The organism is Rhodanobacter soli (assembly GCF_039523495.1).
Lineage (GTDB): Bacteria > Pseudomonadota > Gammaproteobacteria > Xanthomonadales > Rhodanobacteraceae > Rhodanobacter > Rhodanobacter soli.
Genome location: NZ_BAAAFK010000002.1, coordinates 175,729 through 187,976, shown reverse-complemented (window position 1 = coordinate 187,976; position 12,248 = coordinate 175,729). Strand labels below are relative to the sequence as shown.

Sequence of the window (12,248 nt, the reverse complement as noted above, 5' to 3'; positions counted from 1 at the left end):
TCGTAGCAGGCGGATGTGAAGGACGCTCAGTGCGCCGACATGGCCGCGGCCAGCAAGTCCGCCGACAACGCCGAGGCGGCCGGGGCGATGCGCCGGAAACCCGCCGCACGCGCCGCCGCGGCCAGCCGCTCGCTACTGACCACCGCGGTTGCCGCGCACAGTCGGGTCCACGCCGCCGGCGGCAGCAACTGCTGCAGATTGTGCAGCGCCTCGGCGCTGGACAGCAGCACCTGCGCCGAGGCTGGCAATTGCAGCAGCGCATCGACATGGCGCCGGTCCAGCCGCGGCGGCACCCGCCGGTAGACATGCAACTCGTGCAGTTGCGCGCCACGTGCGGCGAGCTGTTCGCGCAGCACGCCACGGCCGCCAGGCGCGCCGATCAGCGCCACCCGGCGACCACGCAGCGCGTGCAGCGCGGGATGTTCGAGCAGACCTTCACTGTCCTGCTGCTGCGGCGCCAGCGGCGCGGCGATGCCATGCCGGCGCAACGCCAGCGCCGTGCCCTGGCCCACCGCCAGCACGGTCGCCACCGTCTGCAGCGGCAACAGGGCCGCGGCATAACGCACCGCGGCGGGGCTGGTGAACAGGATAAATTCGGCCGCCAGCGCTGAGCGCAGGCCGGCGCGTGTGGCCGCCGCATCGGCCACGCCACGCAAGGCCAGGCCCGGCAGCAGCAGCGGAACACCACCGAGCGCGCGCACCCGGCGCACCAACGCCGACGCGGTGCCGGCCGGACGGGTGATCACCACGGTCCGGCCGTGCAGGCCGTGCTTGTCCCGAGGGGATTGTCGCTGCATCCGCGCACCGCGTCCGGTCACTGTCATGGCCCCAGTGTAGCGGTGGCCCTACACTGGGAGGTCTCCCCTTCCCCGCGGACCCCCGACCACGTGAGCACGACCGACGACGCTACACCGCACGCGCAGCAGCTGATCCAGTTCATCCGTGACGAAATCCCGCTGGCCCACGCGATGGACCTGCAACTGGCCGACTGCGACGACGCCAGCCTGAGCCTGCGCGCACCGCTGGCGCCGAACGTCAACGACAAGGGCTGCGCGTTCGGCGGCAGCCTGGTCAGCCTGATGACCCTGAGCGGCTGGGCGCTGGTGGAACTGGCGCTGCGCCGGCGCGGCCACGACTGCGACGTGTTCGTGGCCGAATCCAGCGTGCGCTACCTGGCGCCGCTGTGGCAGGACTTCCGCAGCGAGGCGCGGCTGGCCGTGGACGCGGGCTGGGACACGTTCTTCAACACGCTCGGCGCACGCGGCAAGGCGCGCATCGGCGTCGACTGCGTGGTGCCCGGCGAGCACGGCAAGCCCGCCTGCACCCTGAGCGCGCGTTTCGTCGCCAAACGCCGCGGCTGAGTCGCCCGCTTCCGCTTGAGGCAGAATGGGCGGGTATCCATCGGGGGAGGAACCACCATGCGCCGCATCCTGAGCATCCTTGTCGTGCTGTCCGTGTTGTTGCTCGCCGGCTGCGCCACCAAGACCCGCAGCGACGCGCTGACCACCACGCTCAAGGCCTACGGCAGTGCACTGCGCTGGGGCGATTTCCAGAGCGCCGCGCAGTTCATCGACCCGACGGTGCGCGCCGCCCACCCGCTGAGCCCGCTGGAGCTGGCGCGCTACCAGCAGGTACGGGTGAGCGAGTACGACGACGGCGCCGGCCCGGTGCCGACCGGCGACTTCGACGTGCAGCAGACCGCGACGATCAGCCTGGTCAACATCCACACCCAGTCCGAGCGCAGCGTCGTCGACCACCAGACCTGGCACTACGACGAGAAGACCAAGCACTGGTGGCTGACCAGCGGCTTGCCGGACATCACCCAGGACTGAGCGCCGGCCCCGGATCGGCGGGTGCCCCGCGCCGATCACGGCATACCCGTATAATCGCCGGTTCACCCGAGCGGATGCCATCAGGGCACAGTGGACTGACGATGAACGATTTCCTGCACAAGCTGCCCGAATTTATCGGCAACCATGTGGCCTTGTCGGCCCTGTTCGCGGTCCTGCTGGTGGCGTTGATCGTCATGCAGCTCAGCACCCTGTTCAGCAAGATCAAGGAACTCAGCCCGACCGGCCTGACCCAGCTGATCAACCGCGAAAGCCCGCTGCTGATCGACCTGTCGGCGATCGCCGAGTTCGAGAAGATGCACGTGCCCGGCGCGAAACACGTGGCGATGAGCCAGTTCGACCCGGAACACAAGGAACTGGCCAAGGCGAGGGAGCTGCCGGTGGTGGTGATGGACAAGGACGGCCGCGGCAATTCGGTGAAGGCCGCGCAGCGGCTGGTCAAGGCCGGCTTCGGCAAGGTCTATACGCTGGGTGGCGGCGTGCTGGCGTGGCACGCGGCGCAGTTGCCGGTGGCCAAGGGCCGGTAGGCGCACACCCCCGGATCAATCCGGGGCAGGCGCGGTGCGCGATGCTCTTTCTCCACCGCTGGCAAAAGCCTCGCCCTACAAAAAATCGTGGATGCCGGCACGCCCGGCGATGATCGCCGCCAGCACGTCCGGCGCGTATTCGAACGAGTCGTAGTACAGCCGCTCTTCCGGCAGCCCGGCGTCGAGGAACAGCTGATGCCCGGCGTCGATCATCGCCGGCGGGCCGCTCATGTACAGGTCGTGGCCGGACAGGTCGGGCTGGTCTTCCAGCACCGCTTCGTGCACCAGCCCCGTGCGCAGGCCGTCGGCGCGCTCCGGGTCGGACACCACGGCGTGAAACGCGAGGTTCGGCACGTCGCGTGCCCAATGTTCGGCCAGCGCGCGCAGGTACAGGTCCGCCGCGCTGCGTGCGCCCCAGTACAACTCCATCCGCCGGCGCGTGCCCAGCGCGATGAAGTGCTCGACGATCGCCTTGACCGGGGCGAAGCCGGTGCCGCCAGCCATGAAGATCATCGGCCGCTCGGAATCCTCGCGCGGCACGAAGGTACCCAGCGGCCCCTCGATGCGCAGGCGGTCGCCGACCTTGAGCACGTCGTCGACCCATGAGGTGAAGCCGCCGCCGGCGACATGACGCACGTGCAGCTCGATCGTGCCGTCCGGCTGCGGGCGATTGGCAATCGAGAACGGCCGGCGCCTGCCGTTCTCCAGCAGCACGTCCAGGTACTGGCCCGGCAGCCGCCGCAGCCGGCGCTCGCCGCGATCCGGGCGCAGGCGCAGGCCGATCACGTCCGGCGTCAGCCGCCACTTGTCGACCACCACCACGCCGAGCTGGCGCCGCGCGATGTCTTCCACCGAGGCGACTTCACGCGCCTCCAGCAGCAGGTCGCTGGCCGCCACCGCCTGGCACAGCAGCACCGCGTGCTGGGCCAGCGCGCTGGCGTTCAGTGCCAGCGGCGGGTTGCGCGGATACTCGCAGCGCCCGTCCAGCAGGGTCGCCTTGCAGCTGCCGCAGACGCCGGCGCGACAGGAATACGGCAACGCCACGCCCGCGCGTTGCGCCGCTTCCAGCACGGTTTCGCCGGCCGCCACCGGAAACTGGCGGCCGGTAGATTTGAGAGTGACGGTAAACACCAGGTGCATTGTCGCGGCGATCGCAGCGGACAACAATGCGGGCTCGCATCACGGGAATCAACGATGAGCCTCTGGAAACAACCCACCGACCTCGCCCGCCTCAACGGCTGGAGCGCCAACACCATGATGGAGGCGCTGGGCATCCGCATCACCGCGGTCGGCGACGACTGGCTCGCCGGCAGCATGCCGGTCGACTCACGCACCCACCAGCCGTACGGCCTGCTGCACGGCGGCGCTTCGGTGGCGCTGGCCGAGACCTTGGGCAGCACCGCGGCGATGCTCACGCTGGACCCAGAGAAGGAACTGGCGGTAGGCCTGGACATCAACGCGAACCACGTCCGCGGCGTGCGCAGCGGCACGGTGACCGGCACCGCGAAGGCGCTGCACCTCGGCCGCACCACCCAGGTGTGGGAGATCCGCATCGAGAACGAGGAAGGCGCGCTGGTGTGCATCTCGCGCATCACCATGGCGGTGATCCCGGCGCGCGGCATGGGCACGCGTTGAACGACACCCCGTACGCCAGCCTCACCCCCGACCTGGTGCTCGACGCGGTGAGCGCCTGCGGCCTGTGGCCGGACGGCCGGCTGCTGGCGCTGAACAGCTACGAGAACCGGGTCTGGCAGGTCGGCCTGGAAGACGCTACGCCGGTAATCGCGAAGTTCTACCGGCCCGGCCGCTGGAGCGATTCGGCGATCATTGAGGAACATGCGTTCATCCAAGAGCTGGCCGATGCCGAACTGCCGGTGGTGGCGCCGCTCGTCTTTGGCGGCCGCACCCTGCTGCATCACAGCGGCTTCCGCTACGCGTTGACGCCACGCCGCGGCGGCCGCGCGCCGGAGCTGGAAGCGATCGACCAACTGCAATGGCTGGGCCGGCTGATCGCACGCATGCACCTGATCGGTGCCCGTGCGCCGTTTGCCCATCGCGGCAAGCTCGACCGCGACACGATGGTGCTGCAGCCGATGCAGGCGGTACTCGGCTCGTCGCTGCTGCCGGCCTCGCTGCAGACCAACTACCGCGCCGCCGCGACGCGGCTGGATGCGGCGATCGCCGCACGCCTGGAGGCTATCGGCCCAGTGCGCCAGCTGCGCCTGCACGGCGACTGCCACCCGGGCAACGTGCTGTGGACCGACGCCGGCCCGCACTTCGTCGACTTCGACGACGCGCGCACCGGCCCGGCGGTGCAGGATCTGTGGATGCTGGCGAACGACGCGCGCGCGATGGAAGCCGTGCTCGAGGGCTACCAGCAGTTCCGCGATTTCGATCACGCCGAGCTGGCGCTGACTCCCGCATTGCGCGCGATGCGCCAGCTGCACTACGCCGGCTGGATCGCCGCGCGCTGGCACGACCCGGCGTTTCCCGCCGCGTTCCCGTTCGCCGCCGAATCGCGCTGGTGGGAACAGCACATCGCCGACCTGCACGAACTGGCCGACGAGCTGGAATGAGGGAGCGCTGCGGCATTCGATCGCAAGAACTTCCCTCCTCGCGCGCAAGCAGGCATGCTTGGCCGGATATCTTGCCGAGTGTGTCCATGAAACGATCCCGCACCGCCGCCCTGCTGCTGATGAGCACGGCCCCGTTGTTGCTGACCGCCTGCGACCGCAGCGAAAGCGCGTCGCGCGAAGGCCTGTACACCTCGGTCGAGGCCTGCGTGGCGCAGACCAACGACAGCAACACCTGCCAGCAGGCGTTCGCCAAGGCGCAGCAGGACGCGGTGGCCACCGCGCCGCGCTTCGCCAACCGCGAGGAATGCGAAGCCAGCTACGGCAAGGAAAAGTGCGCCGAGCGCAACGACGGCGCCAGCCATTCGTTCTTCGGCCCGCTGATGACCGGCTTCTTCCTGTCGCAGATGATGTCGCGCAACGGCGTGGCCGCCAACGGCTTCAACAGCGCGCCGGCGTTCCGCGACAGCAACGGCGGCTGGCAGCGCCCGGCCACCGGTGCCGGCGGCGTCTATCGCGGCGGCGCCGGTACCGCGATGGTGCCGGTCAACGCCACGCCAAACCGCGCGGTCACCAGCAGCCGTTCCGGCTTCGGCACGTCCGGCAGCAGCCGCGGCATCGGCGGCTGATGCGCCGGGTCAGCACGGCCGAGCGCCCCGACTGGCGCGCCAAGGCCGCCGCGTGCGGCTTCGGTTTCCACACCATCGACGATGCGCCGTACTGGGACGAGTCGGCGTACTACGCGTTCAGCCTGCGCGAGATCGAGAACGACATCGAGGCGCCCAGCGAGGAACTGCACGCGATGGCGCTGGACATGGTCGAGCGCATCGTCGGCAGCGAGCAGCACATGCAGCAGCTGGCGATCCCGGAGCCGTACCGCGACTGGATCGCGCAGAGCTGGCGCGCGCGCCAGCCGCACCTGTACGGCCGCATGGATTTCGCCTACGACGGCACCGGCCCGGCCAAGCTCTACGAATTGAACTACGACACGCCGACCTCGCTGTTCGAGGCTGCGTTCTTCCAGTGGCAATGGCTGGAGGACCAGCTCGCCCGCGGCCAGCTGCCGGTCGGCAGCGACCAGTTCAATTCGATCTACGAATCCCTGGTGGAAGCGTTCGGCACGATCGCGCGCGGCATCGCGCGGCCGTTTCATTTTGCCGCGGTGCGCGACTCGGTGGAAGACCAGGGCACGGTGGCCTACCTGCGCGATTGCGCGCTGCAGGCGGGCATCGACTGCGGCGCGCTGGCGATCGAGGACATCGGCATTTCCGAAGATGGCCGCTTCACCGATCTCGACGACCAGGTGATCGGCTGCCTGTTCAAGCTGTACCCGCTGGAGGACATGTTCCGCGAATCGTTCGGCGCGTACCTGCCCCATTCCGGCCTGCAACTGATCGAGCCGCCGTGGAAGGCGCTGCTGAGCAACAAGGGCATCCTGCCGCTGCTGTGGGACGCCCATCGCGGCCATCCGAACCTCCTGCCGGCGGCGTTCGACAACGGCGGTGCGTTGCCGCGCGGCTGGGTGCGCAAGCCGCTGCATTCGCGCGAAGGCGCCAACATCGCGATGCATTTGGACGACGGTCGCGAACTGCGCACCGACGGCCCGTACCGCGATGGCCCGTGCATCCGCCAGGCCTGCCACCCGCTGCCCGCTTTCGACGGCCACTACCCGCTGATCGGCAGCTGGGTGGTCGGCGACCGCGCCTGCGGCATCGGCATACGCGAAGACAGCTCGCTGGTCACCCAGGACAGCGCCCGCTTCGTGCCGCATGCGATCGTCGAGGAAGCGCGCGGCGTGCTGATGGCCTGACGGCTCGGCTAAGCTTGCGTCTTCTCCGAACGAAGGACCACGCGTGCGCAACTTTCTGTTCCGCTTGATCGGCATTTTCGAGGTTGCCGGCGGCCTGTATGGCGTGACCGTGATGCTGCGCCGCCTGCTGCCGCTGGGCTCGACCCACGACAGCATCGTCGCGCTGATCGGCCTGCTCCTGTTCGGCTTCGTGCTGGTTGCCGGCGTACTGTTGCTGGAAGGCAGCGAGAGCGGCGTGCGGCTATCGCGCTGGGCGCAGCTGCTGCAACTGCCGCTGATCGCCACGCCGGTATTCAGTTATGCGCTGCACAGCGGCGCGTTCGTCAACGTGTTCGCCACCTTGCAGGCCGCGCCGCGGCTGGGCATCGACTGGCACTTCGGCACCCAGGGTTTCGTGCTCGCCGTCGCCGGCCCGGCCGTGTCGCGGCTGGGCATCAATCTGCTGGCGCTGCTGTCGTGGCTGGTGCTGCGCCTGCGCTGAAAACGCTTCGCCCTTGCACTGCCTGCCGGGGATAAGCGAAGCACCAGCTATCATGCGTGGATGAATAGTCCCGCTGCGTTACCCGTCATCCGCCTGAAGTCCGATCGCAACCCCGGCCATCCATGGGTGTGGTCGGCGCAGATCTATAAACCGGAGTCGAAGCTGCCGCCGGGCAGCGTGGTCGAGGTGCAGGATGCGAAGGGCCGCTTCGTCGGCCGCGCATTCTGGAACGGCCACGCGCGCATCGCGCTGCGCCTGCTCGACACGCATCCGGACGCCAGCATCGACGCCGAGTGGATCGCCGCGCGCATCGCCCGTGCCGTGCAATTGCGTCGTGATTGGCTGCAGCTCGATGCCGTCAGCGACGCTTGGCGCGTGGTGCACAGCGAGGGCGATGGCCTCTCGGGCCTGATCGTCGACCGCTACGCCGACATCCTCGTCATCGAATACTTCGCCGCCGGCATGTGGCGTTTCCGCGAGGCGATCCATGCCGCCCTGCTGACGCACTTCCCCGGCGCGCAGCTGTACTGGTTCGCCGAGTCGCACGTGCAGAAGCAGGAATCGTTCGACTGCCGCAGCCCCGATGTGCCGGAAGCATTCGAGGTGCACGAACACGGCCTGCGCTTCCACGCCGCGCCGGGCTCCGGCCACAAGACCGGCTTCTTCGCCGACCAGCGCGACAACCGCAAACGTTTCGCCGAACTGGCGAAGGGCCGCCGCGTGCTCGACCTGTGCTGCAACGCCGGCGGCTTCGCCGTGCACGCGATGGCAGCCGGCGCGCGCGAGGCGGTTGGCGTGGATCTGGATGCGGGCATCCTGGAAGTCGCCCGTGCCAACGCCGCCGCCAACAACGTCGCTGTCACGTTCGAACAATCCGACATCTTCGACTGGGTACGCGCTGCCGTCGCACGTGGCGAACGCTACGACGCAGTGATCCTCGACCCGGCCAAGCTCACCCGCGACCGCAGCAAGGTGATGGACGCGCTGAAGAAGTACTTCGCGATGAATCGCATGGCGCTGGACATCATCCCGCCCGGCGGCCTGTTGCTGACCTGCTCGTGCACCGGCCTGGTCGGCGAAGGCGAGTTCCTGGAGATGCTGCGCCGGGTGGCGCTCAACGCCGGCCGCGAAATCCAGGTGCTGGAAGTGCGCGGCGCCGGCGCCGACCACCCGTTCCGCACCGACGTGCCGGAAGGGCGTTACCTGAAGGCGGTGTTCTGCCGGGTGGATTGATCAGCCACCGCGCGGCAGCCGCCCGCGCAGTGAGGCGGCGTCGAATGGGCCGGGTTGCGCGATCAGCTCGCGCGCGGCATCCACCTGATCCCACGTGTTCCACAACAGCACGCCGCGCACGCGACCGGCCTCGAGGTAATACACCACGCCTTCGCGGTTCGGCTCGCGCCAGTCCTCGACCACCTCCAGTCGCGTATCCAGCAGGCCGACCGCTTCATAGCCGAGATCGAACAAGTCGGAATAGAAGAACGGCAGCGTGGTGTAAGCCTCCTCGACCCCGGCCATCGCACGGCCAGCGAGCCGGCCCATGCTGACCGCCGCATCTTCATGCTCGACGCGAAGGCGTCGATCCAGCGCCGCGCTGCGGAAATTCGCCACGTCGCCGGCGGCCCAGATGTCCGCATCGCTGCTGCGCAGGTGGGCGTCGACCACGATGCCGTCGTCGACCGTGAGCCCGGCCTGCTCGGCCAGGGCGGTGTCGGGCGTCACGCCGAGGCCGGCCACCGCCGCCTCCACGCGCAGCAGGCTGCCGTCGGACAGCACCAACTCCACACCGCCGTCGGTGGGGTTGCTGCCCTGCACGCGCACACCGCTGCGCACGTCCACGCCGCGGCTGCGGTAGTAGTCGTCGAGATAGTGCGCCAGGCCATCGGGGTAGCGCCCCGCGCCGATCGTCTCGCCAGGAAACAGCAAGGTCACCTTGCAGCCGAGGCTGCACAGCGACGCCGCCAGCTCGCAGCCGATGAAGCCGCCGCCGATCACCGCGATGAAGGCGCCGGGCTGCGCATAACGCCGCAAGGCCTGGTAATCGTCCAGCGTGCGGAAATGGATGATGCGCTCGTCGCCTTCGAACGGCAGCCGCCGCGGCGTGGCGCCGGTGGCCAGCAGCAGGCGGCGGTAGCGATAGGTATCGCCGTGGTCATCGCGCGCGGTGCGCGCCACCCGGTGCAGCGATTCGATGCGGCGGCCCAGGTGCAAGGTCGCGCCGCTTTGCGCGGTGGCCAGGTCGATGTCGGCCACCGACTTGTCGCCCTTCCACAGCGCCTTCGACAGCGGCGGCCGTTGATACGGCGGCGGTGTCTCAGCGCCGACCATACCAACGTTCGCGGCGGCATCGACCTCGCGAATCGCCTTGGCAGCCGCATCGGCAGCCATGCCGGCACCGATGATCAGGTAATCGTGAACATGTTCCATGACGCTCTCCCAGGCCGACGTATCGGCCCATGATGCACCGCCCTGGCAGCGGCAACGTGAAATCCAGGCGCAGCCGATGAGACCGCCCGACGTACACTGGATGCATCGACCCGGGAAAACGTTCCATGCCACTCAATGAAATCCTGCTGATCGCCCTCGTCATCCTCGCCGCGCTGGTGCTGCTGTTGCAGATAGCGGCGCTGCTGCGCGGCCGCGGCGACCCCGGCCTCGGCGCGAAGCTGGACGCATTGAAGGACGACAGTGCGCGCGTCGAGCGCACCTTGCGCGAGGAGCAGCGCGCCGGCCGCGAGGAACTGCAACAGGGCTTCGACCGCTTCCGCGGCCACCTCGGCGAACAACTCAACGGCATGTCGCAGCAGCAGGCCGAGCGCATCGATGGCTTCGGCCAGCGCCTTGCCGCGCTCACCGACGGCACCAACCAGGGCCTGCAGACGCTGGCACAGCAACTCACCGAGGACGCGCGCAAGAGCCGCGCGGAAACCACGCTCGCCCTCAACCATTTCGGCGAGCAGCAGCAACAGCGTTTCGCCGCGCTCAGCGCCGAGCACGAGAAACGCATGGGCGAAGTGCGCGCCACGCTGGAGGCCAAGCTCGGCGCGATCCAGCAGGACAACGCAGCCAAGCTCGAACAGATGCGTGCCACCGTCGATGAAAAGTTGCACGCCACCCTCGAAACCCGCCTGGGCGAATCGTTCAAGCTCGTTTCCGACCGGCTGGAAGCGGTGCAGCGCGGCCTTGGCGAGATGCAGAACCTGGCGATCGGCGTGGGTGATCTGAAGCGCGTGCTGACCAACGTGAAGACGCGCGGTGTACTGGGTGAAACCCAGCTCGGAGCGCTGCTCGAACAGCTCCTGACGCCTGACCAGTACGCAGTCAACGTGGCCGTGGTGCCCAACTCCGACGCACGGGTTGAATACGCCATTCACATGCCTAACGGCGTCGATGGTGCCGCGTTGTGGTTGCCGATCGACGCCAAGTTTCCGCTCGAGGACTACCAGCGCCTGCAGGAGGCCCAGGAGAACGCCAACGCCACCGCCGCAGCGGACGCCGCCAATGCGCTGGAGCGGCGCGTACGCGACGAGGCCAAGCGCATCCGCAGCAAGTACGTGGCACCTCCGCACACGGTGGATTTCGCCATCCTGTTCCTACCCACCGAGGGTTTGTTCGCCGAGGTGCTGCGGCGGCCGGGCCTGTTCGAATCACTGCAGCGCGACCACCACATCACGGTCGCTGGACCGACCACACTGGCAGCAATCCTGACCAGCCTCAAGGCCGGCTTCCGCACGTTGGCGATCGAGAAACGCAGCAGCGAGGTATGGCAGCTGCTGGGCGCGGTCAAGACCGAGTTCGGCAAGTTCGGCGTGGTACTGGACAAGGTCAAGAAGAATCTCGACCAGGCCAGCAATCAAATCGACGCGACCGGCCAGCGCACCCGCGCGATCGAACGCAAACTGCGCGGCGTGGAAATCGCGCCGGGCGAAGTCACCCAGCAGCTGCTGGGCGACGCGCCGGCGCTGGACGACAGCGACGACCCGGAGATCTGAGCATCCCCCAAGCCCGCGCCTGCGCGAGCTTGACGCTGCCGTTAAACTGATCCGCCCCGCAACCCCAAAGGCATCCGCATGAGCGACCAGCCCCATCCGAACGACGTCACTCGCGAACAGGCCGAAGAGGCCGTGCGCACCTTGCTGCGCTGGGCCGGCGAAGATCCGGCGCGCGAAGGCCTGCTGGACACGCCCAAGCGGGTGGTCAAGGCGTACCGCGACTGGTTCTCCGGCTACGAATCCGACCCGGCCGACTACCTGCGCCGCACCTTCAAGGAGGTGAACGGCTATGACGAGATGGTGGTGCTGCGCGACATCGAATTCGAAAGCCATTGCGAGCACCACATGGCGCCGATCATCGGCCGCGCCCACGTCGGCTACCTGCCGACCAACCGGGTGGTCGGCATCAGCAAGCTGGCTCGCGTGGTGGAAGGCTTCGCACGCCGCTTCCAGGTGCAGGAGAAGCTCACCGCGCAGATCGCCCAGTGCATCCAGGAAACCCTGCAGCCGGCCGGCGTGGCGGTGGTGGTCGACGCCAGCCACGAATGCATGACCACCCGTGGCGTGCACAAGCGCGGCGTGTCGATGGTGACCAGCCAGATGCTCGGCACCTTCCGCGACGACGCACGCACCCGCGCCGAGTTCCTGCAATTCATCGGCATCCACGGCAGCAACCGCTGAACACGCGACTGGCCGGAATCGCGCTGGCGCTGCTGCTGGCCTCGCCGGCGACGCCGGCGCAGGACACCCGGGCGCAGTACCTGCAACGGTTCGACGGCAACGGCGATGGCCGCGTCGGTGAAGCCGAGTACCTTGCGTACATGGGCCGCGGCTTCCGGAGCATGGACAGCAACGGCGACGGCATCATCGAGGTCAGCGAACTGCCCGGCGGTCGTGGCCAGCCGATCACGCTTCAGGAATACCAGGCCAACCTGCGCCGGCAATTCCACAAGCTGGATCGCAACCGCGACGGCTACCTCAACGCACGCGAACTGACCGCCCCGCCATGCTGACA

15 protein-coding genes are annotated in these 12,248 nt (G+C 68.5%); 12 read left to right on the top strand and 3 right to left on the bottom strand.

Annotated features, from left to right (window positions below; all coding sequences use genetic code 11):
- Positions 1–26: 26 nt before the first annotated feature.
- Positions 27–797, bottom strand: a complete 771-nt coding sequence (locus ABD024_RS15915) for a uroporphyrinogen-III synthase (RefSeq protein WP_343855328.1) — start codon at positions 795–797, stop codon at positions 27–29.
- A 90-nt stretch (positions 798–887) separates the two neighbouring features.
- Here ABD024_RS15915 and ABD024_RS15910 point away from each other — a divergent pair, with 90 nt between their 5' ends.
- From ABD024_RS15910 to ABD024_RS15900, 3 genes are all read left to right on the top strand, one after another.
- A complete protein-coding gene (locus ABD024_RS15910; RefSeq protein WP_343855327.1) occupies positions 888–1,361 on the top strand; it encodes a YiiD C-terminal domain-containing protein in 474 nt (157 codons plus the stop codon).
- Between the two features lie 57 nt (positions 1,362–1,418).
- Positions 1,419–1,832 (top strand): hypothetical protein, encoded by a 414-nt coding sequence (locus ABD024_RS15905; protein ID WP_343855326.1) that lies wholly within the window; start codon positions 1,419–1,421, stop codon positions 1,830–1,832.
- A 101-nt stretch (positions 1,833–1,933) separates the two neighbouring features.
- Positions 1,934–2,377: a rhodanese-like domain-containing protein gene (locus tag ABD024_RS15900; RefSeq protein ID WP_343855325.1), complete on the top strand. Its 444-nt coding sequence runs from the start codon at positions 1,934–1,936 to the stop codon at positions 2,375–2,377.
- Between the two features lie 75 nt (positions 2,378–2,452).
- On the opposite strand, the gene ABD024_RS15895 is transcribed toward ABD024_RS15900, so the two are convergent.
- Positions 2,453–3,517, bottom strand: coding sequence for a 2Fe-2S iron-sulfur cluster-binding protein (locus ABD024_RS15895; protein ID WP_343855432.1), 1,065 nt, complete (start codon positions 3,515–3,517; stop codon positions 2,453–2,455).
- Positions 3,518–3,571: 54 nt separating this feature from the next.
- Between ABD024_RS15895 and ABD024_RS15890 the strand changes: the two genes are divergently transcribed.
- The 6 genes from ABD024_RS15890 (at position 3,572) to ABD024_RS15865 (ending at position 8,474) form a co-directional block, all read left to right on the top strand.
- Complete coding sequence (locus ABD024_RS15890) at positions 3,572–4,012, top strand: hotdog fold thioesterase (RefSeq protein WP_343855323.1); 441 nt, start codon at positions 3,572–3,574, stop codon at positions 4,010–4,012.
- Positions 4,009–4,953, top strand: coding sequence for a serine/threonine protein kinase (locus tag ABD024_RS15885; RefSeq protein WP_343855322.1), 945 nt, complete (start codon positions 4,009–4,011; stop codon positions 4,951–4,953). The genes ABD024_RS15890 and ABD024_RS15885 overlap by 4 nt, the downstream gene beginning before the upstream one ends.
- A gap of 86 nt (positions 4,954–5,039) precedes the next feature.
- Positions 5,040–5,579 (top strand): DUF1190 domain-containing protein, encoded by a 540-nt coding sequence (locus tag ABD024_RS15880; protein WP_343855321.1) that lies wholly within the window; start codon positions 5,040–5,042, stop codon positions 5,577–5,579.
- A complete protein-coding gene (locus ABD024_RS15875; RefSeq protein ID WP_343855320.1) occupies positions 5,579–6,760 on the top strand; it encodes a glutathionylspermidine synthase family protein in 1,182 nt (393 codons plus the stop codon). The genes ABD024_RS15880 and ABD024_RS15875 overlap by 1 nt, the downstream gene beginning before the upstream one ends.
- 43 nt (positions 6,761–6,803) lie before the next feature.
- The gene (locus ABD024_RS15870) at positions 6,804–7,241 is read left to right on the top strand and encodes a hypothetical protein (RefSeq protein ID WP_056391163.1); all 438 of its coding nucleotides are present in this window, start codon (positions 6,804–6,806) and stop codon (positions 7,239–7,241) included.
- A 60-nt stretch (positions 7,242–7,301) separates the two neighbouring features.
- Positions 7,302–8,474, top strand: coding sequence for a class I SAM-dependent rRNA methyltransferase (locus tag ABD024_RS15865; protein ID WP_343855319.1), 1,173 nt, complete (start codon positions 7,302–7,304; stop codon positions 8,472–8,474).
- On the opposite strand, the gene ABD024_RS15860 is transcribed toward ABD024_RS15865, so the two are convergent.
- Positions 8,475–9,668: an NAD(P)/FAD-dependent oxidoreductase gene (locus tag ABD024_RS15860; protein ID WP_343855318.1), complete on the bottom strand. Its 1,194-nt coding sequence runs from the start codon at positions 9,666–9,668 to the stop codon at positions 8,475–8,477.
- 125 nt (positions 9,669–9,793) lie between these two features.
- On the opposite strand from ABD024_RS15860, the gene ABD024_RS15855 reads away from it, so the two are divergent.
- From ABD024_RS15855 to ABD024_RS15845, 3 genes are all read left to right on the top strand, one after another.
- Positions 9,794–11,233: a DNA recombination protein RmuC gene (locus ABD024_RS15855; protein WP_343855317.1), complete on the top strand. Its 1,440-nt coding sequence runs from the start codon at positions 9,794–9,796 to the stop codon at positions 11,231–11,233.
- 78 nt (positions 11,234–11,311) lie between these two features.
- On the top strand, positions 11,312–11,914 hold the full coding sequence (folE, locus tag ABD024_RS15850) for a GTP cyclohydrolase I FolE (protein WP_343855316.1): 603 nt from the start codon (positions 11,312–11,314) through the stop codon (positions 11,912–11,914).
- Between the two features lie 140 nt (positions 11,915–12,054).
- Positions 12,055–12,246: an EF-hand domain-containing protein gene (locus tag ABD024_RS15845; RefSeq protein WP_343855315.1), complete on the top strand. Its 192-nt coding sequence runs from the start codon at positions 12,055–12,057 to the stop codon at positions 12,244–12,246.
- Positions 12,247–12,248: the final 2 nt, after the last annotated feature.